The 23,042-nt window shown below is 74.5% G+C and carries 20 protein-coding genes and 1 tRNA gene; 5 read left to right on the forward strand and 16 right to left on the reverse strand.

What is annotated here, in order from left to right:
• The first annotated feature begins 7 nt into the window (after positions 1-7).
• Entirely contained in the window at positions 8-1,774 is a 1,767-nt protein-coding gene (locus tag ACFC1T_RS27535) for a penicillin-binding transpeptidase domain-containing protein (RefSeq protein WP_375892735.1), read from the forward strand.
• 69 nt (positions 1,775-1,843) lie between these two features.
• On the opposite strand, the gene ACFC1T_RS27540 is transcribed toward ACFC1T_RS27535, so the two are convergent.
• The 6 genes from ACFC1T_RS27540 to ACFC1T_RS27565 all read right to left on the reverse strand — a co-directional run bounded on the left by ACFC1T_RS27540 (position 1,844) and on the right by ACFC1T_RS27565 (position 9,755).
• Positions 1,844-3,268 (reverse strand): glycosyltransferase 87 family protein, encoded by a 1,425-nt coding sequence (locus ACFC1T_RS27540; protein WP_375892736.1) that lies wholly within the window; start codon positions 3,266-3,268, stop codon positions 1,844-1,846.
• Between the two features lie 143 nt (positions 3,269-3,411).
• Positions 3,412-4,899: an amino acid permease gene (locus ACFC1T_RS27545; RefSeq protein WP_375892737.1), complete on the reverse strand. Its 1,488-nt coding sequence runs from the start codon at positions 4,897-4,899 to the stop codon at positions 3,412-3,414.
• A 247-nt stretch (positions 4,900-5,146) separates the two neighbouring features.
• Positions 5,147-6,655 (reverse strand): penicillin-binding transpeptidase domain-containing protein, encoded by a 1,509-nt coding sequence (locus ACFC1T_RS27550; RefSeq protein WP_375892738.1) that lies wholly within the window; start codon positions 6,653-6,655, stop codon positions 5,147-5,149.
• Positions 6,655-8,064, reverse strand: a complete 1,410-nt coding sequence (locus tag ACFC1T_RS27555; protein ID WP_375892739.1) for an FtsW/RodA/SpoVE family cell cycle protein — start codon at positions 8,062-8,064, stop codon at positions 6,655-6,657. The genes ACFC1T_RS27550 and ACFC1T_RS27555 overlap by 1 nt, the downstream gene beginning before the upstream one ends.
• Before the next feature lie 165 nt (positions 8,065-8,229).
• Complete coding sequence (locus ACFC1T_RS27560) at positions 8,230-8,913, reverse strand: ABC transporter (protein WP_375892740.1); 684 nt, start codon at positions 8,911-8,913, stop codon at positions 8,230-8,232.
• The gene (locus ACFC1T_RS27565; RefSeq protein WP_375892742.1) at positions 8,913-9,755 is read right to left on the reverse strand and encodes an ATP-binding cassette domain-containing protein; all 843 of its coding nucleotides are present in this window, start codon (positions 9,753-9,755) and stop codon (positions 8,913-8,915) included. Before ACFC1T_RS27565 ends, ACFC1T_RS27560 begins: the two co-directional genes overlap by 1 nt.
• A 173-nt stretch (positions 9,756-9,928) precedes the next feature.
• On the opposite strand from ACFC1T_RS27565, the gene ACFC1T_RS27570 reads away from it, so the two are divergent.
• The 3 genes from ACFC1T_RS27570 to ACFC1T_RS27580 all read left to right on the forward strand — a co-directional run bounded on the left by ACFC1T_RS27570 (position 9,929) and on the right by ACFC1T_RS27580 (position 12,653).
• On the forward strand, positions 9,929-11,251 hold the full coding sequence (locus ACFC1T_RS27570) for a VWA domain-containing protein (protein WP_375892743.1): 1,323 nt from the start codon (positions 9,929-9,931) through the stop codon (positions 11,249-11,251).
• 2 nt (positions 11,252-11,253) lie between these two features.
• Positions 11,254-12,123: a peptidase gene (locus ACFC1T_RS27575; protein ID WP_375892745.1), complete on the forward strand. Its 870-nt coding sequence runs from the start codon at positions 11,254-11,256 to the stop codon at positions 12,121-12,123.
• A gap of 71 nt (positions 12,124-12,194) precedes the next feature.
• Positions 12,195-12,653 carry a universal stress protein gene (locus ACFC1T_RS27580; protein ID WP_375892747.1) on the forward strand — a complete coding sequence of 153 codons (459 nt, stop codon included), beginning with the start codon at positions 12,195-12,197 and terminating at the stop codon, positions 12,651-12,653.
• A gap of 11 nt (positions 12,654-12,664) precedes the next feature.
• Here the strand turns inward: ACFC1T_RS27580 and ACFC1T_RS27585 are convergent, their stop codons facing one another.
• From ACFC1T_RS27585 to ACFC1T_RS27630, 10 genes are all read right to left on the reverse strand, one after another.
• Entirely contained in the window at positions 12,665-14,287 is a 1,623-nt protein-coding gene (locus ACFC1T_RS27585) for a DUF2079 domain-containing protein (protein ID WP_375892749.1), read from the reverse strand.
• 40 nt (positions 14,288-14,327) lie between these two features.
• A complete protein-coding gene (locus ACFC1T_RS27590) occupies positions 14,328-15,569 on the reverse strand; it encodes a glycosyltransferase 87 family protein (protein ID WP_375892751.1) in 1,242 nt (413 codons plus the stop codon).
• A gap of 354 nt (positions 15,570-15,923) precedes the next feature.
• A tRNA-Ala gene (locus ACFC1T_RS27595) sits at positions 15,924-15,997 on the reverse strand.
• A 72-nt stretch (positions 15,998-16,069) separates the two neighbouring features.
• A complete protein-coding gene (locus tag ACFC1T_RS27600; protein WP_375892752.1) occupies positions 16,070-17,074 on the reverse strand; it encodes a hypothetical protein in 1,005 nt (334 codons plus the stop codon).
• A 150-nt stretch (positions 17,075-17,224) separates the two neighbouring features.
• Positions 17,225-17,809, reverse strand: coding sequence for a GNAT family N-acetyltransferase (locus ACFC1T_RS27605; protein WP_375892754.1), 585 nt, complete (start codon positions 17,807-17,809; stop codon positions 17,225-17,227).
• 38 nt (positions 17,810-17,847) lie between these two features.
• A complete protein-coding gene (locus tag ACFC1T_RS27610; RefSeq protein ID WP_375892755.1) occupies positions 17,848-18,366 on the reverse strand; it encodes a molybdenum cofactor biosynthesis protein B in 519 nt (172 codons plus the stop codon).
• Positions 18,367-18,439: 73 nt separating this feature from the next.
• Positions 18,440-18,880 (reverse strand): cyclic pyranopterin monophosphate synthase MoaC, encoded by a 441-nt coding sequence (moaC, locus tag ACFC1T_RS27615; protein WP_375892822.1) that lies wholly within the window; start codon positions 18,878-18,880, stop codon positions 18,440-18,442.
• A gap of 161 nt (positions 18,881-19,041) precedes the next feature.
• A complete protein-coding gene (gene glp / locus ACFC1T_RS27620; RefSeq protein ID WP_375892756.1) occupies positions 19,042-20,376 on the reverse strand; it encodes a gephyrin-like molybdotransferase Glp in 1,335 nt (444 codons plus the stop codon).
• 27 nt (positions 20,377-20,403) lie between these two features.
• Positions 20,404-21,324 (reverse strand): UTP--glucose-1-phosphate uridylyltransferase GalU, encoded by a 921-nt coding sequence (gene galU, locus ACFC1T_RS27625; protein WP_270144670.1) that lies wholly within the window; start codon positions 21,322-21,324, stop codon positions 20,404-20,406.
• Positions 21,325-21,375: 51 nt separating this feature from the next.
• A complete protein-coding gene (locus ACFC1T_RS27630) occupies positions 21,376-22,281 on the reverse strand; it encodes a GGDEF domain-containing protein (protein WP_375892758.1) in 906 nt (301 codons plus the stop codon).
• 97 nt (positions 22,282-22,378) lie between these two features.
• Between ACFC1T_RS27630 and ACFC1T_RS27635 the strand changes: the two genes are divergently transcribed.
• Positions 22,379-22,948, forward strand: coding sequence for a 5-formyltetrahydrofolate cyclo-ligase (locus tag ACFC1T_RS27635; protein ID WP_375892760.1), 570 nt, complete (start codon positions 22,379-22,381; stop codon positions 22,946-22,948).
• Positions 22,949-23,042: the final 94 nt, after the last annotated feature.

Genomic DNA, 23,042 nt, shown 5'->3' on the forward strand with positions numbered 1-23,042 from the left:
TTGCACCATGCGCAGTGGCGCGAAGATCGGCATCATCACCGGCGTGTCCATCGCCGTCCTCGCGGGCGGTGGCTACGGGGCCTACAGCCTGATGGGCGGGTCGGACTCCTCGTCCGGCGACAAGAAGCCCCGCACGGTGGTCGCCGAGCCGCCCACGGCCGACCAGGCGGCGAGCGGTGCGAAGGACTTCCTGGCGGCCTGGACCTCCGGCGACATCGCCAAGGCGGCCTCGCTGACCGACGACCCGGCCGCGGCCACCACGGCGCTGACGGCCTTCAAGGACCAGGTGAAGCCGAGCGCGCTGACCCTGTCCCCGGCCGGCCCGGCCACGCCGCAGGCCTTCGCCTCGGCGACCGGCACCCCGGCCCCGGCCAAGCCGACCGGCGCGGCCTCGGCGACCCCGTCCGCGGGCGCCACCGCCGGCGCCACCGACTCGCCGTCCGCCGCCGCCTCCCCCTCCGGGCCCACCGGCGTGCTGATGGGCTTCAAGGCCCGCGCCGAGTTCGCCGGCACCAGCCGGGTCTGGGACTACAACGGCTTCCTCGGCGTCGTGAAGATGAGCGACAACACCCCGGCCGTGCACTGGGCGCCCTCGGTGATCCACCCGCACCTGTCCGGCAACGAGACCATCGCCACCCAGCAGGTCTTCGCCCCGCCGTCCACCGTGGTGGACCGCAACGGCAAGGCGCTGCAGGGCGCCTCGCTCACCCCGGCGCTGATGGCCACCCTCCAGGACAACGCCCACAAGCTGCTGCCGCCGGACCCGAACAAGGACCAGGACGCGGGCAGCGCGGTGGTGATCACCGACCCGGCCGGCAAGACCGCCGCGGACAAGCTGTTCACCATCGTCGAGCCCAAGCCCGGCAAGCCGTTCAAGGTGACCATCGACAACACCCTCCAGGCCGCCGCCGAGAAGGCGATGACCGACCTGGGCGGCAAGCAGGGCTCCATCGTGGCCGTCGAGCCCAGCACCGGCCAGGTGCTGGCCTTCGCCAACGCCCCGGCCACCGGCCAGAACCGGGCCTTCACCGGCCTGCTCGCCCCCGGTTCGACGATGAAGATCGTCACCTCGACGGCCCTGCTGGAGTCCGGGCTCACCCCGGACAGCAACGTGGCCTGCCCGGAGAAGAGCAGCAACCCGGTGGCGATCCCGAACGACTTCCCCGGCGCCTTCCCGGACTACTCGCTCCAGAAGGACTTCATGGTGTCCTGCAACACCGCCTTCATCAACCAGGGCCTGACCAGCCTCAAGCCCGAGACGCTGTCCGGCACCGCCAAGGACGTGTACGGCATCGGCCTGGAGTGGAAGACCGGCCTGCCGAACGCCGACGGCAAGATCCCGGCGACCCCGGGCAGCAAGGACGAGCAGGCGATGAACTACATCGGCCAGGGCAAGGTCCAGATGAACCCGCTGGCCATCGCCTCGATCACGGCGACCGTCCAGAGCGGCGCGTTCAAGCAGCCGATCCTGGTCGCCGGACTGCCCCAGCAGCAGGCGGCCCGGCAGATCTCGCCGGACGTCGCCGCCAAGCTGCGCGCGATGATGAACGCCACCGCCGTCGGCGGCACGGCCAGCCAGGTGATGGCCGGGATCACCGACAACGCGGGGGCCAAGACCGGCTCCGCCGAGGTCCAGGGCGCGTCCACCACCAACAGCTGGTTCACCGCCTTCCGCGGCAACCTCGCGGTCGCCGCCGAGGTCCAGGGCGGCGGCCACGGCGTGGACGCGGCCGGCCCGGCCGTGGCCTCGCTGCTCAAGTCCGGCAACAAGTGAGCGCCTGAGTCCGGTACGCGAGGAGCCCGCCACGGACGACGTGGCGGGCTCCCGTGCGTGCGGGCCCGGTCAGCTCCTCGGCAGGGCGGGCCGCGGCACCTCCGGCGCGGGCCTGGGCGCCGCCGGGCGCCGGCTGCTCCAGCGCCGGGCCGCCAGCCGGGGCCAGATCACCAGGACGGCGGGCAGCGCCAGGTACCCGAACCGCCCGGCCGGGGCGAGCGTGAAGGCGATCGCCAACCCGGCGGCCAGCAGGTCGGCGGCGGCGATCGCGGAGACCGGCGGCCGGGCCACCAGCCAGATCGCCACCCCGACCAGGGCCAGGGTCATCAGCGCGAGGGAGACGGTGTGCCCGGTCGGCCCGAAGCCGGCCAGCACCTTGCCGGGCAGCGGGCTGCCCGCCGGGGTGCGGATCGCGGTCATCCCGAGCGGGAAGCGCACCACCTGGTCGCGCAGCGCCTGCGGCTGGGTCAGGACGGACGGCAGCAGCACCGCCGCGCTCACCCCGGCCCCGATCAGCGCGGTGCGGGCGGCGGGCCGCCGGCCGTACAGCCGCCACAGCAGCAGGACGGCCACCGGCAGGGCGGGCCAGGCGGTCCACTTGAGGCTGCAGGCGAGCGCGAGCACCAGCCCGGCGGCGACGGTGCGGTCCCGCTCGGCGAGCGCCATCGCCAGGCAGCAGACCCCGATCAGCGGCAGGTCGACGCCGCCGACCACCAGGGCCAGCGCTATCAGCGGCGAGGCGGTGAGGACGGCCAGCGGCAGCAGCGGCGCGCGATGGCCGTCGGTGCCGGGCCGGGTGGGCCGGAGCAGCCGCCAGGCGGCCAGCAGGCAGACCACGAAGGTGAGGGCGAACCAGATCCGGGCGTCCCCGGCGACCCGGGCGAAGGCGGTGGAGCTGCCGAGCAGCTGGCGCGGCAGTCCGAACAGGGACATCGCCGGGAGGTAGGGGTTGTAGTCGGTGACCACCACCGGGTGCGGGAGGTAGACGTCGCCGGTGGTGAGCATCAGGTGGGCCGAGCGTTCGACCACCATCACCTCGGACTGGTGGCGGCCGGTCACCGCGAGCAGCCCGAGCGGCGCCAGCACGGCCCCGAGCAGGGCGACCACGGCGGCGGCCTCGGCCGCGAAGCGGCGCGGCAGGGTGAGGCAGAGCAGCCCGGCCACCACGTAGGCGGGGGCCGCGACCAGGCCCCACAGCCGCTGGTTGGCCAGGTCGGAGACGAGCGGGAAGGCCGCGGCCCAGCCGGCCGCGATCAGACAGCCGAGCAGCTGCACCCAGCGCAGCGAGGCGAGCCGGGCGGGATTCCACCGAACGGGCGTGGGCGGGAAGGTGCTCTCACCACGCTGGCGGGGGAACGGGCGGCCGGTGGAGCCCGTCGGCGGCCGTCCGGGTCTGGGCGGCGGTTCGGCGTCGATGGTCGGGGCCGGCGTTCTGGAACGGCCGGTGAAGCGGCCGCGCGGGCGGGAGAAGCCGGGCGTGCGGGTGCTCACCATGGTGGAAGGTTATGGCGGCGAACCGGGCGCTGTCGCCACCGCCTCGGGCCCCGGTCGGGACGCTACGCGCGTAGGGCCGCCGGGTGTCGTACCACGCGGCGGCCCTTCACGATTGGATAACGGCCCGGCGGCCGACGCCCTGGTCAGCCGGTGCCGGTCCCGCTCGGGACGGCCGGCTGCTCGGCGCGCTCCAGGCGGGAGTGCTTGACGCTGTAGCCGAAGTAGACGACCAGGGCGACGGCGAGGGCGATCGCCCCGGCCCGGAAGGTGTCGGCGTGCAGGCCGGTGATCAGGTAGACGCAGAAGCCGACGCTGAGCAGCGGGACGACCGGGTAGCCGGGGACCTTGAAGCCGCGCGGCAGGTCGGGCTGGGTGCGGCGCAGCACGATCACGCCGATCGAGACCACCGAGAAGGCGATCAGGGTGCCCAGGCTGGTGATGTCGGCCAGCACGTTCAGCGGGATGAACGCGGCCAGCGCGCCCACGCCGAGCCCGACCACCAGGGTGTTCCAGACCGGGGTGCCGGTGCGCGGGGAGAGCTCGGCGAAGCGCCTGGGCAGCAGGCCGTCGCGGCCCATCGAGTAGAGGATGCGGGTCTGCCCGTAGATCACCACCAGCGTGATGCTGAAGATCGAGACGATCGCGCCGACCGCGAAGATCATCGCGGGCCAGCTCTGGCCGGTGATGTCCTGGAGGATCTGGGCGAGCCCGGCCTCCTGGCCGTCGAACTTCTGCCACGGCTGGGCGCCGATGCCGGCCAGCGCGACCAGGATGTAGAGCAGGGTCACCACGACCAGCGAGATGATGATCGCCATCGGCATGGTCCGGCGCGGGTTCTTGACCTCCTCACCGGCGGTGGACACGGCGTCCAGGCCGATGAAGGAGAAGAAGATGCTGGACGCGGCGACCTGCACGCCGCCGATGCCGAGCGGCATGAACGGGGTCAGGTTGCCGGAGTGGAAGCCGGTGAGCGCGACGCCGATGAACAGCAGCAGGATCACGATCTTGACCGCGACCATGGCGGCGTTGACCTTCACCGACTCGCTGACCCCGCGGATCAGCAGGAAGCAGACCATGGCGACCAGCAGCAGCGCCGGCAGGTTGAACCAGTGGGTGCTGTCCGGCGCGCCGGAGAGCTGCTCGGGGATCTTGAACCCGAAGGCCAGGTCGAAGAACTTGTTCAGGTACTCGGCCCAGGTCACCGCGATGGCCGAGGCGGAGACGCCGTACTCCATCAGCAGGCAGATCCCGACGCCGAAGGCGACGCCCTCGCCGAGGGTCGCGTAGGCGTAGGAGTACGAGGAGCCGGAGACCGGGATCGCGGAGGCCATCTCGGCGTAGCAGAGCGCGGTGAGCCCGGCGGTGACCGCGGCGATCACGAAGGACAGGATGACCGCCGGACCGGCCGACGGCACCGCCGTGTTGAGCACGAAGAAGATGCCGGTGCCGATGGTGGCGCCGATGCCGATCGCGGACAGCTGCCAGAGCCCGATCGAGCGGCGCAGGTGGATGCCGGAGCGGCCGCCCTCCTCGGGTGCGCCGGCCGGAAGGCCGTGGCCCTCGCTCTCGGCGAGCAGGGTCGAGACGGGCTTGCGGCGCAGCAGACGCGCACCGAGGGTGTTGCTGGCCAAAACTGCTGTCCTTCTGGGCGGGGGAGGGTGTCCTGGTGGCCGGTCACTCCGAGTACTGGGGGGTGACTTCGGGGACCAACCGAACAAACATGGGACAGTACCCGGCAAAGGCGCCAGTGTCGCAAACAAACAATACCGATCCGCGCATTGTACGAATCGGCGCACCAGAGCTCACAAACCGGACACTTCGCACGCGGCGGATCTTCCGGGCATCGGATAAAAGACCAGGTCAGCACCCCTGTCCGAGTCAGCGGCCGAGCACCGCCCGCATCACCGAGCGGGCGATCGGGGCGGCCAGCGCGCCACCCGTGACGTCCGTGGCGTCACTGTCCGCGACCACCACCGCCACCGCGACCGGCGCCACGGCGGCCGAACCGGCCGGCGCGGCCCAGGAGATGAACCAGGCGTACGGCGTCCCGCTGTTGTCCACCCCGTGCTGGGCGGTACCGGTCTTGCCGCCGACCACCGCCCCGGGGATCCGGGCGTTGCCGCCGGTGCCGTTCTCCACCACGTCCGTCATCAGCTTCCGCAGCTGCCCGGCCACCGCCGGGGTCAGCGCCTGCCGGTACACGGCCGGCCCGCGCACCTCGACCACGGTGCCGTCGCCCCTGGTCAGCCGGTCCACCAGCCGCGGCCGCATCACCGTCCCGTCGTTGGCGACCCCGGCCGCGACCATCGCCATCACCAGCGGGGTGGCCGCGGTGTCGAACTGCCCGATCGAGGAGAGCGCCAGCTGCGCCGGGTCCATCGCGGTGTCGACGTTCGACCGGGCCGGGCGCACCGGCACGTCCAGCTTCGGGTCGTTGAAGCCGAAGCCCTCGGCCGTCGCCACCAGCCTCTCCACCCCCGTCCGCACCCCCAGGTGGCCCAGCACGCTGTTGCAGCTGGCGGTCATCGCCGCGTCCAGCGACAGCCCGGGCCGGTCGCAGGCCGCGCTGTCGTTCACCAGCGGCGTGGTCGTCCCCGGCAGCACGTACGGGAAGGGCGCGTCGGTCGGCGCGTCCGGGTCGGTCACCACCCCGGCCGCCAGCGCCGCCGCGGCGGTGACCACCTTGAAGGTCGAGCCCGGCGGGTAGGTCTGGCGCAGCGCCCGGTTGAGCATCGGCTGGTCGGGGTCGGCCTGCAGCCGGTTCCAGGCCGTCTGGTCGGCCCCCGCCGAGCCGGCGAAGTCGCCCGGGTCGTAGGAGGGGGTGCTGGCCAGCGCCAGGATCCGCCCGGTGGCCGGCTCGATCGCGACCACCGCGCCCTTCTGGTCGCCGAGCCCGCGCACCGCGGCCTGCTGGGCGGCCCGGTCGATCGTGGTGAGGACGTTCCCGCCGGGGCTGCGCCGGCGGGTGAGCGCGTCCCGGAGCGACCAGCCGGTCAGCCGGCCGTCGGTGCCGTTCAGCAGGCCGTCCTCGGTGCCCTCCAGCTGGCTGTTGCCGTACGCCTGGGAGGAGAAGCCGGTGACGGCGGCGTACGTCGTCCCGTCGGCGTAGGTGCGCTTGTAGGCGTACCGGCCGCCGGTGGGCCGGGAGCCGGTCACCGGCTGCCCGTCGACCAGGATGTCCCCGCGCGGGCGGGCGTAGCGCTCGACGACCAGCCGCTGGTTGGCGCTGTTGCGGTCCAGGTCCCGGGCCTCGAAGACCTGCACCCGGGTGGCCTGCACGCACAGCGCCCCGACCAGCAGCAGGCAGAAGGTGGCCGCCCGGCGCCCGGTGACCGAGATCCCGGGCAGCCCCTGCGGCCCGTTGCCCCGCGGCCCGAGGCCGGCCATCACCGCGCCTCCGGCCCGGCGCCGGGCCCCTGCTCCGGACCGGTCACGGGCGCGGTCCCGGGCGCGGTCACGGGGAGCGGCGCGGGCGCGGGGACCGGCCGCCGGGCGTCGTCGCTCATCCGCACCAGCAGCGCCACGATGATCCAGTTGGTCACCACCGACGAACCCCCCTGGGCGATGAACGGCATCGTCATCCCGGTCAGCGGGATCAGCGCCAGCACCCCGCCCGCCACCACGAACACCTGGAGGCCGACGATCGCGGCCAGCCCGATCGCCAGCAGCCGCCCGAACGGGTCGCGCAGCGCGATGCCGGTCCGGAAGCCGCGCGAGACCAGCACCGCGTACAGCAGGAACACGGCGAACAGCCCGGTCAGGCCGAGCTCCTCGCCGATGGTGGCGAGGATGAAGTCCGACTTGGCGGCGAAACCGATCAGCACCGAGTGCCCGTCGCCCAGCCCGGTGCCCAGCTCACCGCCCCAGGCGAAGGCGAACAGCGACTGGGCGATCTGGTTGGCGCCCCGGCCCGCCGCGATCGAGCCCAGCGGGTCCAGCCAGTCCACCACCCGGCTGTGCACGTGCGGCGAGAGCCAGCCCACCGTCACCGCGCCGACCGCCGCCAGGCCCAGCCCGATCGCGATCCAGCCGGTGCGCGCGGTGGCCACGTAGAGCATCACCACGAACAGCCCGAAGTACAGCAGGGCCGTCCCGAGGTCGGTCTCCAGCACCAGCACCCCGACGAAGGCCGCCCAGATCAGCAGCACCGGCCCGAGCACCCGCCCGCGCGGCAGCTGCCAGCGCCAGACCCGGCGGCCGGTGAGCGCCAGCGCGTCCCGGTGCACCGCGAGGTAGGCGGCGAAGAAGACCGCCAGCAGGATCTTGGCGAACTCCCCCGGCTGGAAGGACAGCGGCCCGACCACGATCCAGATCCGCGAGCCGTACACCGGCGGGAAGAGGATCGGCAGCACCAGCAGGACCAGCGCCAGCAGCGCCCCGACGTGGGCGTAGCGGCGCAGCCGCCGGTGGTCGCGCACCAGCAGCAGCACGGCGGTGAACAGTCCCACCCCCAGGGCCGACCAGAGCAGCTGGGTGGAGGCGGCCTCCCGGCCGGGGGTGGCCCGGTCCAGGCGGTAGATCACCACCAGGCCGATCCCGTTCAGCAGCACCGCGATCGGCAGCAGCAGCGGGTCCGCGTACCGGGCCCGCAGGCGGACCGCGCCGTGCGCCGCCAGGGCGAGTACGCCGAGCGCCGCCCCGTACTGGGCGGCGTCGGCGGGCGCCCGCCCGTCGAGGTTCACCCCGACCTCGACGTAGCCGAACACGGCGATCAGGACGGCGGCCAGCACCAGCACCAGCTCGGTGGTGCGCCGGGGCCGCACCGGCCGGACCGGCCGGGCCGCGGATCTCGTCACGGCGGAGGGTGTCGCCACGGACCGTCCTGGGGGAGGCGGGAGTCGAAGGGGCCGACCGGGTCCGGACACCGGTGCCCCGGTTCGTCACCCTAACGAGCACTATCCATATATATCGACTCTTTGCCACGGTGTGTCCGCCTTTGCCACGACCGTGCCCGCCGCACCTCACTCCGGCCGCCGCCCGGCCAGCACCGCCGCCCCCGCCCCGAACACGGCCAACAGCACGACGGAGAGCAGCAGTTCACCCCAGGGCACGGCCACCCGCCCGGTCCGGGCCGCCGTCACCACCCCGCGCACCGCCGCGTTGGCCGGCGAACCCGGCAGCACCAGCGCCGCCGCGGCCGACCCCAGCGCCGCCAGGATCCCGTACGGCGAGCGGACCAGCACCGGACGGTTGCCCAGCACCCCGGCCGACGCCCCCAGCAGCACGCAGACCACCGAGGCCACCAGCCCGGCCAGCAGCGCCCGGCCGACACCCGGCTCCCGCCCCGCCCCCGGGTCGGCCACCGCGCCGCCGACCCACCACAGCGCCGCCACCTCGCCCACCGCCAGCAGCAGCCCCGCCGTCACCGCCGCCAGCAGCGCCCCCAGGTGCACCCGCACCGGGCCCGCCACCGCCACCAGGCAGGCCCGCGAGGCCGGCGGCTCGGCCGTCAGCACACCGCGCACGCACCAGGCGCTCACGGGCACCAGCAGCCCCGCCCCGAACCCGAGCCCGCCCAGCAGCGGATCACCCGGCGTCACCCCGACCACCAGCACCAGCGCGAACGCCAGGAACGGCGGCAGCCAGGCGTGCGAGCGCACCAGCAGCTCCAGGTGGTACCGGGTCAGCGCCCCGACCTGCCCCATCACCCCTCCTCCCGTCGGCGCACCGCCAGCACCCGCAGCGCCGGGCGGCTCAGCAGCAGGCCGCGCAGCAGGGCGTCCGAGTGCCCGGCCGGCACCTCCAGCCGCACCGCCGTACCGTCCAGCGCGGTCACCACCGGCCCGCCGGGCAGCCGCCGCGGCAGCGGGGCACCGTCCGCGAGGTCCACCTCGACCTCCACCACCGGCCCCCCGTCCAGCGCCGGCACCGGCTCCCCGACCGGCCGCAGCCCGCCGTCCGCGCCCACACGGTAGGCGGCGCTGGTCCGCCCTGCCAGCCGGGCCGGGTCGTGGTCCACGAACAGCACCGCGCCACCCGCCGCCGCCCGCTCGGCGGCCGCGTCGTCCAGCACCGCCCGCGCCCGCGGGTCCAGCCCGGTCCAGGCCTCGTCCAGCAGCAGCACCCGAGGCTCGGCGATCAACGCCTGCACCACCGCCACCTTCTGACAGGTGCCCTTGGACAGCCGGCTCAACGGGGTGCCCGCCCGGTCCGCGATGCCGAACCGGTCCAGCCACTGCCCCGACCGCCGCCGCGCCTCCCCCGCCGACAGCCCGTGCACCCGGCCCACCCGCACCAGGTACGAGGCCGCGTCGAACGGCAGCGCCGGCGGGAACCGCTCCGGCACGTACGCCGCCGACCCGGGCCGCACCACCCGGCCGGTGCTCGGCCGCTCGATCCCGGCCGCCAGCCGCAGCAGCGTCGACTTGCCGCTCCCGTTCGCCCCGGAGATCCGCACCAACTCCCCCGGCCCCACGACCAGTCCGACGTCCCGCAGGATCCACCGCCCGCCCCGCCCGTACCGCTTGCCGACCGCGGCCAGCTCCATCCGCACCCCGCCTCCCTCCGGTCCCCCGAAGGCTATCCAGCGCGGGTAAGGCCGACGTCAGCACCGCGTCCGGCAAACCCTGCCCCGCACGCCGGAGTTCACGCCGGGGCGGGCGGGTGCACCGTCCGGTCTCGTTTGGCCTTGACGAACTGATGATCCCTAGGATCGGCCGGGTGAATACCGGACGACGACCGAAGACCAGGCTCGGCAGCCTGCTGGCCGCCCTGGCGATAACGGGCGCCTCGCTGCTCCTCGGCCTGCCCGCCCACGCCGACGAACCATCAGCCGGCGCCTCCCCCGCACCGAAGGAGGCCCCCAAGGTCGACCTGATCCTGGACGTCAGCGGCTCCATGAACACCGCCGACATCCAGGGCAAGAGCCGCATCTCGGTGGCCCAGAACTCGCTGAACGAGGTGATCGACGCCCTGCCCGCGGAGACCGAGTTCGGCATCCGCACCCTCGGCGCCACCTACCCCGGCAACGACAAGAACATCGGCTGCCAGGACACCAAGCAGCTCTTCCCGGTCGGAAAGACCAACAAGGTCGAGGCCAAGACCGCGGTCGCCACCCTGCGCCCCACCGGCTGGACCCCGATGGGCCTCGCCCTGCGCGGCGCGGCCCAGGACCTCGGCAAGGGCGACGCCACCCGCCGGATCGTCCTGATCACCGACGGCGAGGACACCTGCACCCCGCCCGACCCGTGCGACGTCGCCCGCGAACTCGCCTCCCAGGGCATCCACCTGGTGGTCGACACCCTCGGCCTGGCGCACGACGACAAGACCCGCCAGCAGCTGCTCTGCATCGCCAACGCGACCGGCGGCACCTACACCGACGTCCGCACCCCCCAGCAGCTCACCGACAAGGTGAAGCAGCTGGTCGACCGCTCCAACGACACCTACACGGTGACCCCGTCCAAGACCGCCGGCACCGACAAGTGCGAGAGCGCCCCGGTGCTCACCCCCGGCGTCTACAGCGACCGGGAGAAGTTCTCCGAGCACCGCGTCTACAAGGTCCCGGTCAAGTCCGGCCAGGAACTGCGCGCCTCGGTCAGCGTCGGCCTCGACCGCGCGGTGGCCCGGGACTACGGCGTCCTGCTCCAGGCCACCAGCGCCGCCGGCCAGGAACTGGTCCGCGGCACCGACGCCGGCAGCGCCCGCGCCGACGTGATCTCCACCGGCCTGCGCTGGTCCACCAACGACTCCAAGGGCTACGTCACCGCGAGCCCCACCGCCTCCGCGAAGGACAAGCCGGACACCACCGTCTGCCTGGTGGTCAGCAACTCGCTGGCCCCGCAGTCCGGCGTCCAGGCCGACCCCGGCATGCCGCTGGAGCTGACCGTGGACCTCGCCTCCGCCTCGCCCGCCCCCGAGGGCGCCGCCATGGGCCTCGGCCGCGGCTGGATCCTGCTGCTCACCCTCACCCTGGCCGGCCTGGTCCTCGGCCTGCTCGCCGGCTGGATCGCACGCTGGCGGATCGCCGTCTGGCGGGAGAACTGATCATGCGTACGACGATCCGCGGCGCCCTCGCCGCCCTCGCCCTGCTGCCCGCCCTCGCGCTGGGCGCCCCGGCCGCCTCCGCCGCCTCGCCGTCCCCGACGGCGACCGCGAGCGGCACCCCGGCCCCGGCCACCAAGGCCGGCACCTCCTTCCTGACCGCGGTCAACCTCTCCCCCGGCCAGGACGCCGATGTCGCCGTCTCCACCGGCGACTACCTCTACTGGGCGTTCGGCGCCTCCGAGGGCCAGACCCCGACGGTCAGCCTGACCGTCAACCTGGCCCCGGCCGCCGACCGGCACGGCCCGCAGACCTGGAGCGTCGAGGTCTTCGACGGGCTGCGCCGCCGCCAGGCCTGCACCGCCGGCACCCAGAACGCCACCGGCGACCAGAACACCACCTCGCTGGCGCTGAACTGCACCCTGCGCGAGGTCCGCACCTGGGCCGAGCCGTGGTCCGGCGACCCGCTGCCCGGCACCTACTACGTCCGGCTCTCGGTCACCGACGCCCCGCAGCCCGACCTCGGCCTGGCCGCCACCACCCAGCTGCACGTCGCCGCCAAGGGCAACGCCGACAACGCCCAGCCCGAGGGCGGCGCGCTCAAGGCGCCGCTGGTCCCGCCGGTCGGCGGCGGCGCGAGCACGGCCCGGGCCGCGGCCCCGGTCGCGGAGCAGGACCACTGGTACACCGGCTGGTTCTCCGGCTGGAACAGCCGCTGGTACTGGACCATCGGCGGCGGCTTCCTGGCCGCCCTGGCCGGCATCCTCGGCTACCACCTGACCCGGCACCCGCGCGGCCACCGCCCCGGCCACCACGGCGCCGTCCCGCCCCAGGGCTCGCACCACCAGCACGGCCACTACGCCGAGCGCCCGTAGTCCCGGCCCCACCCGTCGAGGGCCGGCCGGACACCTTCCGGCCGGCCCTCGACCGCGTCTACGATCGAAGGGTGCAGCCGCGCGGCCGGATCGTGGTCGGCGTGGACGGCTCCGCCCCCGCCCGCGCCGCGGTCCGCTGGGCGGCCCGCCTGGCCCGCCGCACCGGCGGCCCGCTGGAGGCGGTGGCGGTCTGGGACTTCCCCTCCCTGTTCGGCGAGCACGGCCTGGTGCCGCCGGCCCTGGACGGCTTCGAACCGGAGCGCCGCGCCGCGGAGATCCTCGACGAGGCGGCCGCCGACTGCGGTCTCCGGCTGGACTGCGGTCTCCGGCTGGACCGCCGGCTCAAGGCCGGGCCGCCCGGGCCCGCCCTGGTCGCCGCCGCGGCCGGCGCCGCCCTGCTCGTCCTCGGCAACCGCGGCCACTCCACCCCGCCGGACGCCCCGCTGGGCACCGTCGCCCAGTACTGCCTGCACCACGCGCCCTGCCCGGTGGCCGTCGTCCGGGCGGACGGTACGCGGACCGGCCCGTGACGGCGCGCGGATCAGCCCTTGAACAGGTTGTGCCCCACGTCGGACGGCACCTCGTCCTGGACCGGCTTGCTGCCCGGCCCCGGCACGTGCTCACCGGGGATCGGCTGGTCGCCCTCGCGGTGCAGCAGCACCACCCCGTCCTCGGCCCAGAGCTGCCGGTACCCGTGCGCCAGCAGCAGCTGGATCCGGTCGGCCTGCTCCTTGTCGGTCTTGAAGGGGAAGGACCGCTTGTCGGAGCGGGTCAGCACGTACTCGCGCCCGCGCGGTGTCCCGTCCACCAGCACCACGTCCGTCCGGGCGGTCAGCCGCGGCGCGATCTGGTTGTCGGCCTCCACCGAGGCGCCGTCCGGGATCAGCGAGGCCGCGCGGACCAGCGCGGCCTCGCTCGCCCTGGGCTCCCAGGAGGACGGCACGGCCAGTTGCAGCAGCCCGATCGGCACCGCCGCCACCAGCGCCACCCCGACCGTACCCAGGCCCAGCAGCCGGGCCCGTCGCCGGGTCCGCTCGGGCCGCCCGGTGCCGCTCAGCCGGCCCAGCACCTCGAGGCTCGCGGTCAGCAGGACCGGCCAGAGCATCGAGTCGTAGTGCCGGGCGATCGACCAGTGGTTGGGGTTGCTGGAGAGGATCCGTTCGGCCAGCAGCGGCAGCAGGCACAGCACGGTCGCCGAGCGCAGCGGCAGCAGGAACACGGTGCCGAACAGCCAGAGCAGCAGCAGCGGCTTCAACGGCTGGTCGAAGGCGGTCTGCACCAGCAGGAAGGGGTTGTGCAGCAGGTGGGTGACCGCCTGGCCGCCGTCGTCGCCGAGCGCCTTGTAGTTCCAGTAGTAGCCCGGCTCGCCGCCCATCGCCGGGATCAGCCACTTGATCGCCACCGCCGAGGCGACGGGGCCGCCGAGCAGCAGTCCCAGTCCGGTCAGGCGCCCCGCGCGGTCCCCGGTGCGGCGGGTGCGCAGCAGCAGCACCAGTCCGTACGCGCCGACCAGCAGGCCGAGGTCCTCCTTGGTGCAGCACAGCAGCACCGCGGCGAGCACCACCGTGCCGTAGCGGCGGGCCAGGCCGCGCTCCAGCATCAGCAGGGTCAGCGGGACGGCGAAGGCCACCTCGTGGAAGCCGACCCGGGAGGCGACCAGCAGCGGCCAGCCGAGCGCGTAGACCAGCCCGGCCAGGTCCGCGGCCCGACGGGCGGTGCGCGGCTCGGCGGCGGCGAAGGAGTGCGCGGCGATCCGGCGGATCAGCGGCACCCCGAGCGCGAACAGCAGCGCCTGCCCGATGATCAGCGAGCGCGGGTCGTCCCAGATCCAGTACAGCGGCGCGAGCAGCGCCAGGACCGGGGAGAAGTGGTCGCCGAGCAGCGAGAACCCGGGCGGGAACTCGTGGTGGTAGTACTTCAGCGTCGAGACCGGCAGCCCGAAGTGGGCGTAGCCGCGCACGCCCTGGTCGAAGATGCCGAGGTCGAAGCCGCCGAGCGAGACGGAGAGCCAGCCCTGCATCCCGATGGCGCACATCACCGCGAAGCACAGCAGGCTGAGCAGCACGGTGCGCCGGGCGGGCGGGCCCAGGACGGCCGCGGCCCGGCGGGCGGCGGCGGGTACGGCGGCCCGGGTCGTCGGCGGGGTCGCGGTCTGGGTGGTCACGTCGGCTCTGGTCCGTCTCTGGTCCGTGAGGTCCGGTCCGTCAGGTCCGGTTGCTCAGGGCGGGGTCGCGGTCGCGGTCGTCGTCGTGCTTGCGGTCGTCGGGGTCGTGGTCGAGCTTGGCGCCGAGCAGCGCCCAGGCACCGGCCGAGGCGTCCACGGCCTGCCGCCGGGCCCGGTACAGCCGCAGGCCGATGACGACCAGGACGGCGACCGCCAGCGGCGGGTAGATCGAGCCGGGCAGCTGCCAGTACCAGGCGACGCCGCGGCCCCAGCGGTGCGGCACGATCCACATCACGTGGGAGAGGAACACCGCCAGCGTCACGCCGAGCAGCACCCGCCGGCCGGCGCTGCGGGCCTCCGCGGCCAGCAGGGCGATCAGCGGGAGGCACCACACCCAATGGTGGGTCCAGCTGATCGGCGAGACCAGCAGCGCGGTGAGGGCGGCGCAGACGCCGCCCCAGGCGTCGGCCCGGCGCAGCACCCGGGCGGAGCGCCCGGCGAGCACGGCCACCCCGAGCCCGAGCGTGGCGACCAGCGCGGAGGCGATCAGCCCGACCGTGCCGGGGTCGTTGACGTCGAGCAGCCGGCAGACGGCCCCGCGCAGCGACTGGTTGTCGACCAGCACGGTGACGCCGACCCGGCTCGGGTCCCACAGGTACTTGGCCCAGAACCCGTACGAGGCGTCCGGCAGCACGGCCCAGCCGACCAGGCCGGCCGCCAGGAAGGTGGCGATGGAGACCAGGGCGGCCCTGGTCCGGCCGGTCAGGAACAGGTAGACGGTGAACAGCCCCGGGGTGATCTTGATCGCGGTGGCGAGGCCGATGCCCACGCCCTTGGACCGGCTGCGGTCCGGGCGGGTGAGGTCCCACAGCACCAGGCAGAGGATGCCCAGGTTGACCTGGCCGTACTGGAAGGTGGTGTAGACCGGCTCCAGCCAGACCGCGAGGCCGGCGGCGAGGACGGTGGCCGCCGTCCGGTAGCGCCGGGCAGGCCAGCCGGCCAGCTTGAGCGACAGGTGCACGGCCAGGCCGAGCAGCGCGTAGTTGCCGAGCGTCACCAGGATCCGCAGCGGGCTCACGTCGAACCAGGTGCTCGGCACGAACAGCATCGCGGCGAACGGCGGGTAGGTGGCCGGGAGGTCCCAACCGGGCAGCCGCATCGCGTACAGGTCGTCGCCGTTGACCACGGCCTGGCCCTCGGCCCGGTAGACGAGCATGTCGACCATGTTCGCCCCGTGCAGGTGGCGCTGGAGGACGAAGGCCGCCACCGACAGCACGGCCACGCAGGCCGCCGCGATGGTCCAGGAATTCGGTCTTCCGCTCGCCGGGCCGCCCTCGGGCCCCTCCGGGTCCGCCTGTCGCGTCCACCGTGTCAGACCGAACTCGCGCACCGCGATGGCACCCCGTTGAGATAGACCAGATCGTTCCCTCGTCACCGTCTGGGCCCACCCACCATAACCGACCCCTCTGAGAGTCCCCTGGGCCCGGAAGCACAACGAATTCCGCCCGGCGGGGGCGCTGTGAGCTCGGTCACGGAGCGGGCGGCCCGGGGCTTCCGGGGCGTCAAAACGCGAAATCCCGCCGGGAGTTGAACTCCCGGCGGGATTTGCTGGGCCGGTCGGAACCGGTCCGTTGGGTGGAGCTGAGGGGATTCGAACCCCTGACCCCCTCGATGCGAACGAGGTGCGCTACCGGACTGCGCCACAGCCCCAACGAGAAGAAACTCTAGCACCTTTCGGAGGGGGTCCGTGACCACCCCCCTGGTCGGGGGCGGTCACGGCGGTCATTCGTTGGCCGCGCGGGGACGGGACTGCGGAGCCGGGGCTTCGGCGTACTGGTCGAACAGCGGGGTGGTGCGGGACTCGGCGGGCCGGCCGGCGGTCCAGGTGCCGGGGGCCGAGAGGTCCAGGCCGCGGGAGACCCGGGGGGCGACCGGCGCGGTGACGTAGGTCGGCAGCGGGACGGGCACCGGCTCCCAGGAGTCGGGGCCGGCCGCACCGCGCTCGCGCATGCCGTCGACCCACTCCTCGTGCTCGGTCGCCTCGGCCACCGCGGAGGCGGAGGGCACCGCGACGGTGGCCTGCTCCGGATCGGCGGCCAGCCGCAGGTGCGGACGGCGGCCGGAGCGGTGCCCGGCGGGCGCGGGCAGGGCGTCGTCGTCCGGGGCGGGCGCCTCGACCGTCGGCCGGTCGTCCGCCGGGGCCTCGGCGCGCTGCCGCTCGCGCTGGCGCAGCCGCTCGGCCGCCTGGGCGGCCCGGTCGCGGTCCAGCTTCACCTCGTACCGCTGGCGCTCCAACTTGCGCAGGTGGCCGATGTAGAGGGTGAGCAGGACCGCCGGCACGGCCGGGACCCAGAGGAAGGCCAGGCCCGCCACCGCGGCGACCACCGCGCCGAGCGCGAAGGCCAGGAAGAGGGCGGTGACCATCCGGCGCCGACGGGCCAGCAGCAGCGCCCGGCGCTCGGACCCGACCTGCCGCACCGGGGCCGGCCGTTCGGCCGGCCGCTCCACCGGTGGTTCGGGCTCCCGCACGGCGGGGTCGCCGGAGTCGGCCGCGTCCCGCTCGGGGGGGCCGTCGCTGCTGTGCTCGTCGTCACGCGATTCGTCACCCAGGGCCCGGGCTGCCCGTCGCTCCAGCGCCGAACGCCCGGCCAGCAGGCGGATGGCGGTGCTGAAGCGTTCCGTCGGGCGCGCCTCGTTGAGTTCGTCCTGCCTGCGGAGCCACATGGGCACCAGATAGGCGGCCCAGGCCCCTACGATGACGGCGTAGATAAGGCCGCTACTGCTCACGATTCACACCGTACGGGCGACGGGGAAGGCCCGGCAGCAATTTGGCGCGGCGTGTCGTGTGATCAAGCTGATTCTCCGACTATTTTGCCGGTGTTTGTGACGGTCCGCCACCGCGCCGATGCCATATCGATATTTCTTTCGAACAAATATTCAATTACGCGGCTCGCGGCCGGAACTGAGCGCCCGCCAGCGTTCCAGCATCCCCTCCGGGACCTCCTCGGCGGTCAGGGCGTAGACCAGGTGGTCCCGCCAGTCCCCGTCGATGTGGAGATAGCGCGGGCGCATTCCCTCCGCACGGAAGCCGAGCTTTTCCACCACCCGTCGGCTCGGGCCGTTCTCCGGGCGGATGCAGACCTCGATCCGGTGCAGTCCGAGGGTGTGGAAGCAGTGGTCCACCGACAGCGCCACGGCCGTCGGCATGATGCCCCGGCCGGCCACCGCCTCGTCGATCCAGTAGCCGACGTTGGCCGAGCACATCGAGCCCCAGGTGATCCCGCCGACGGTCAACTGGCCGACCAGCTGGCCCTTGTGGAGCACCACGAAGGGCAGCATCCGGCCCGCCGAGGCCTCGCCGCGCAGGAAGCGGACCATCTGCCGGTAGGTCGGGCGGGGCCCGGCGGCCTGGCCGGCCGGGCCGGGCGGCACGGTGGCCTCCCAGCGCCGCAGCCAGTCCCGGTTGCGGCGGCTCACCTCCTGCCACTCGCGCTGGTCGCGGGCCCGGATCGGGCGCAGCACGACCTCCCCCTCGTGGAGTTCTACCGGCCAGCCGGCGTTCAGTGCCCTCTCCTCGATGCTTCGGTCCCGGAAGCCGGTGCGTCGGGCCGGGGGTGGTCCCCGCCGCCGAGCTGGTCGACGGCGTGCGCGAGCAGCGGCTCCAGGACGGCCAGACCGTCCTTGACGCCGCCGGTCGAACCCGGCAGGTTGACGATCAGGGTACGTCCGGCGAGCCCGGACAGCCCGCGGGAGAGCGCCGCGGTCGGCACCTTGTCGCGGCCGTACGCGCGGACGGCCTCGGCGATGCCGGGGACCTGCCGGTCGATCACCCGGGCGGTCATCTCGGGGGTGAGGTCCATCGGCGAGATGCCGGTGCCGCCGGTGGTCAGCACCACGTCGTAGCCTGCGGCGACGGCCTCGCGCAGGACGGCCTCGACCGGCTCGCCGTCCGGGACGACCCGCGGGCCGTCGACGGTGAAGCCCATCGCGGTCAGACCCGCCACCAGCAGCGGGCCGCCCTTGTCCTCGTACACCCCGGCCGAGGCCCGGTTGGAGACCGTCACCGCGAGCGCCTTCATGCGCCCACCTCGCTTCGCTCGGCAGGGGCATTCGCCCATCCGCACCTCTTGACGGCTCGCTCGCTCCGCTCGCTCACGCCGAAACCTCCGGCGCGAACCAGTCGCCGCTCTTGCCGCCGGTCTTGCTGAGCACCCGGACGGACTCGATGCTCGCGCCCTTGTCGACCGCCTTGACCATGTCGATCACGGTCAGCGCGGCGACCGTCACCGAGGTCAGCGCCTCCATCTCGACACCGGTGCGGTCGGCGGTCCGCACGGTGGCGGTGATCTCGACCGCGTCGTCGCCGACGGTGAGGTCCACCTCGACGCCGGAGACCGCGATCGGGTGGCAGAGCGGGATCAGGTCCGGGGTCCGCTTGGCGCCCATGATCCCGGCGATCCGGGCCACCGCGAGGGCGTCGCCCTTGGGCACGCCCTCGCCGCGCAGCAGCGCCACCACCCGCGGCGAGACCCTGACCCGCCCGGCCGCGACGGCGGTGCGCGCGGTGGTGGCCTTCTCGGAGACGTCGACCATCCGGGCGGCGCCCCGGTCGTCGACGTGGGTGAGGCGGTCGCCGGGATTCGGTGTCGTCACGGGTAACTCCAGGGGCGCGCAGGTCGAATACCGCGCTACCGTACCGCTCTGCCGCCGCCCGCTCGCCTCGGGGCGCTGCTGACCCGCCGCCCGCGGAACGCTCAGGAGTCCAGCAGCACCACGTCGACCTCGCTGCCGGCGGGCAGCTCGGTGACCTCCTCGGGAACGGTGATCAGGCAGTTCGCCCGGGCCAGCGCCCCGACCAGGTGCGAGTCGGCGGCGCCCACCGGCCGCACGGTGCCGTCCGCCGCGTACCGGCCGCGCAGGAACTGCCGGCGCCCGGCCGGGGAGCGCAGCGCGGACGGGCAGAGCGCGCGCACCACCGGGCGGTGAACGTCGGTCGCGCCCAGCATGGTGCGGATCACCGGGCGGACGAAGAGCTCGAAGGAGATGTAGGCGCTCACCGGGTTGCCCGGCAGGGCGAGCAGCGGCACCCCGGCCGCGCCGCCGATCCGGCCGAAGCCCTGGGGCTTGCCGGGCTGCATCCGCAGCTTGCGGAAGTCGACTCCCCCGTAGGACTCGAAGACCTCCTTGACCACGTCGTACGCGCCGACGCTGACCCCGCCGCTGGTGACGATCAGGTCGGCCCGGCCGAGCTGCTCCTCCAGCACGGCGCGCAGCCGGTCGGCGTCGTCGGGGACGGCACCGACCCGGAAGGCGATCGCGCCGGCCTCCTGGGCGGCCGCGGTGAGGGTGAAACTGTTGGAGTCGGAGATCTGCCCGGGCCCGACCGGCTCGCCGGGCTGGACCAGCTCGCTGCCGGTGGAGAGCACCACGACCCGCGGCCGCGGGCGGACCTTCACGGTGGCCCGGCCGATCGCGGCGAGCAGGCCGAGCTGGGTGGGGCCGAGCCGGGTGCCGGCCTCCAGGACGGTGGTGCCGGCGGCGACGTCGCTGCCGCGGCGGCGGATGTGGGCGCCCTCGGCGACCGGGCGCAGCACCCGGACCTCCTCGTCCGGCACCGGCGCGGTCATCGCGGCGGCGGCCGTCCCGGTGCCGGTGCCGCCGTCGGTCCACTCGACCGGGGCGACCGCCTGGGCGCCGGGCGGCACCGGGGCGCCGGTCATGATCCGGGCGGCCCGGCCGGGGCCGACCCTGGGCAGGTCGCCCGCGCCGGCCGCGATGTCGCCGACCACGGCGAGCACCGAGGGGTAGGCCTCGGTGGCGCCCCGGGTGTCGGCGGTGCGGACGGCGTAGCCGTCCATCGAGCTGTTGTCGAAGGGCGGCAGGTCGCCCTCGGCGACCACGTCCTCCTCCAGCCGGCAGCCCTGGGCGTCGAGCAGCTGGAGCTCGATCGCGGGCAGCGGGCCGACCGCGGCCAGGACGTCGGCGCGGTGCTCGTCCACCGTCCAGAAGCGAGGAGCCGCCGGTGCCCGGTCCGCGGACCCGTCGCAGCAGGCTGCGGGGGTGGTGGTGTGCTCCGTGGACCGGGTCATCGGCGGCTCGCTCTCTGTGTCGTGAGATCAGTCCTGCAGCTCGGAACCGACGAACTCCCGCAGCCAGGAGCGGAACTCCGGGCCCAGGTCCTCGCGTTCGGCGGCCAGTCGGACGATAGCGCGCAGGTAGTCGGCGCGGTCGCCGGTGTCGTAGCGGCGGCCCTTGAAGAGCACGCCGTGCACCTGGCCGCCGGCCTCGGCGTCGCGGGTGGTCAGCTCGCGCAGGGCGTCGGTGAGCTGGATCTCGCCGCCGCGGCCGGGCGGGGTCTCGCGCAGCACGTCGAAGACCAGCGGGTCGAGGACGTAGCGGCCGATGACGGCGTAGTTGGAGGGCGCCTCGCCCGGCTCGGGCTTCTCGACCAGGTCGGTCACCTGGAAGACGTCCTCGCCGAAGCCGTTCGCCTTGACGGCCGCGCAGCCGTAGAGGTGGATCTGGGAGGGGTCGACCTCCATGAGGGCGACGACCGAGCCGCCGAGCTCCTGCTGCACCTCGATCATGCGGGCGAGCAGCGGGTCGCGCGGGTCGATCAGGTCGTCGCCGAGCAGGACGGCGAAGGGCTGGCCGGCGACGTGCTGCTCCGCGACGGAGACGGCGTGGCCGAGGCCCTTCGGGTCGCCCTGGCGGACGTAGTGCATGTTGGCCAGCTCGACGGACTCGCGGACCCGGCGCAGGCGGTCCTCGTCGCCCTTGCGGACGAGGAGCTCCTCCAGCTCGTAGGCGCGGTCGAAGTGGTCCTCCAGCGCGCGCTTGTTGCGGCCGGTGACCATCAGTATGTCGGAGAGGCCGGCGGCGGAGGCCTCCTCGACGACGTACTGGATGGCCGGCTTGTCGACGACGGGCAGCATCTCCTTCGGGGTGGCCTTGGTCGCCGGGAGGAAGCGGGTGCCCAGTCCGGCCGCGGGTACCACGGCCTTGGTTACCGGAATACGGGAGGTGGTCGTCGTCATGCGTTTACCTTACTCAGGCACGTTTTCGCCCGGCCGAGCGCGGTCGGGCGGCTAGGACAGCACGTCCCGGGGCACGGCCACGGTGGCGGGCGTATGGGAAGCGACCGGCTGGGCCAGGGGGTCCCCTCCGGTACAGGCCGACAGACTACCCGGCTTTTCCGAACGGTCACGTTCGGGAGTCGGCGCCCGCTCCGGCCCGGATGCGGGCTGCTCACGGGGCCCGGCGGGGCGGCCGGGGCCCGGCGCCAGCCGCCAGCAGTCGCCGCCGGCGCGGCGGGCGGCGGCCAGGGCCCCGTCGGCGGAGCGCAGCAGGACGGCCGCGTGGGCGCCGTCCTCGGGGAGCACGGCGATGCCGACGGCGGCGGTCAGGCCGTTGCCCCCGGCCGGACGGGGCGCCCGGGTGCCGGAGGACCAGTCGAGCAGCAGGTGCCGGCGCACCGACCAGACCAGCCGCTCGGCGACCTGCGCGGCGCCCTCGGCGCCGGTGTCCGGGAGCACCACCAGGAACTCCTCGCCGCTGTAGCGGCCCAGGGTGTCGGCGCGGCGGATCTCCATGGCGAGCCGCTGGGCGAGGTCGCGCAGTATCGCGTTGCCGCGGGCCCGGCCGTGCTCGGCGAGCACCGCGTCGAAGCCGGCGATCTCCAGCAGCAGGACGGCCAGCGGGCGCGGGCCCTCGGCCTGGCCGGTGTGCTCGGCGCGGCGGGCCCGTTCGATCTCCCGGTCCAGGGTGAGCTGCAGGTGGCGGTAGTTCCAGACGCCGGTGAGCGGGTCGCAGGAGGCGGTCCGCTCCAGCTCGGCGCAGCGCTCCTCCAGTTCGGCGATCCGGCCGGTCAGCCGTTCCCGGTCGGCGGCCGCCCCGGCCCGCTCCCGGCGCGCGCGCAGTCCGAGCACGGTGGCGCCGGCCAGCGCGGGGGCGCTCAGCGCGGCCAGGGCCTGGACCAGCAACGGGGTGGACAATCGGGGCGCCCTTTCGCGTGTCAGGCTCTGCGCGTCACGGTTTTCGGACGTGGAGGATCCGGTGCACAACGAGAAAAGCGACCTGAGGACACGGCTGTTGACGCGGCGCCGCGCACTCACCGCCGAGGGGCGCGCGCGGGCGGCACTCGCGCTGGCCGGACACGCGCGGGAGCTGGCCGCGCCGGGCAGCACGGTGGCCGCGTACGTGTCGGTGGGCGCGGAGCCCGGGACGCGTCCGCTGCTGGACGCGCTGCGGGAGAGCGGCGTCCGGGTGCTGCTGCCGGTGCTGCTGCCCGACAACGACCTGGACTGGGCCGAGTACGCGGGGCCGGCGGCGCTGGCCGCGGCCGGACGCGGGCTGCTGGAGCCGGTCGGGCCGCGGCTCGGGCCGGAGGCCGTCACGGGGGCCTCGGTGGTGCTGCTGCCGGGCCTGGCGGTGGACGCCGCCGGTCTGCGGCTGGGCCGCGGCGGGGGCAGCTACGACCGGGTGCTGGCCCGGCTGGAGCGGGCCGGGACGCGGCCGGTCCTGGCGGTGCTGCTGTACGAGCACGAGCTGCTGGAGCGGGTGCCGGCCGAGCCGCACGACCTGCCGGTGGACCTCGCGGTCACGCCCTCCGGGGTGCGGGCGCTCGGCCGGGACGGCGGCGGCCGGGACAGCGGCGGCTGAGGCGGCGGCGGCTGAGGCGGCGGCGGCCGGGGCGGCGGCGGCTGAAACGGCGGCGGCCCCGCTCTCCCGGGGAGGAGGGCGGGGCCGCGCGGGC

The sequence above is a fragment of the Kitasatospora sp. NPDC056076 genome, from assembly GCF_042266305.1.
In the GTDB taxonomy this organism is placed as follows: Bacteria; Actinomycetota; Actinomycetes; order Streptomycetales; family Streptomycetaceae; genus Kitasatospora.

Bases quoted from the DNA above. Each gene is read 5' to 3' on its own strand.
- ACFC1T_RS27535 (WP_375892735.1), top strand. From the start codon at position 8: ATGCGCAGTGGCGCGAAGATCGGCATCATCACCGGCGTGTCCATCGCC.
- ACFC1T_RS27540 (WP_375892736.1), bottom strand. From the start codon at position 3,268: ATGGTGAGCACCCGCACGCCCGGCTTCTCCCGCCCGCGCGGCCGCTTC.
- ACFC1T_RS27550 (WP_375892738.1), bottom strand. From the start codon at position 6,655: ATGGCCGGCCTCGGGCCGCGGGGCAACGGGCCGCAGGGGCTGCCCGGG.
- ACFC1T_RS27560 (WP_375892740.1), bottom strand. From the start codon at position 8,913: ATGGGGCAGGTCGGGGCGCTGACCCGGTACCACCTGGAGCTGCTGGTG.
- ACFC1T_RS27565 (WP_375892742.1), bottom strand. From the start codon at position 9,755: ATGGAGCTGGCCGCGGTCGGCAAGCGGTACGGGCGGGGCGGGCGGTGG.
- ACFC1T_RS27575 (WP_375892745.1), top strand. From the start codon at position 11,254: ATGCGTACGACGATCCGCGGCGCCCTCGCCGCCCTCGCCCTGCTGCCC.
- ACFC1T_RS27610 (WP_375892755.1), bottom strand. From the start codon at position 18,366: ATGAAGGCGCTCGCGGTGACGGTCTCCAACCGGGCCTCGGCCGGGGTG.
- moaC (WP_375892822.1), bottom strand. From the start codon at position 18,880: ATGGTCGACGTCTCCGAGAAGGCCACCACCGCGCGCACCGCCGTCGCG.
- glp (WP_375892756.1), bottom strand. From the start codon at position 20,376: ATGACCCGGTCCACGGAGCACACCACCACCCCCGCAGCCTGCTGCGAC.
- galU (WP_270144670.1), bottom strand. From the start codon at position 21,324: ATGACGACGACCACCTCCCGTATTCCGGTAACCAAGGCCGTGGTACCC.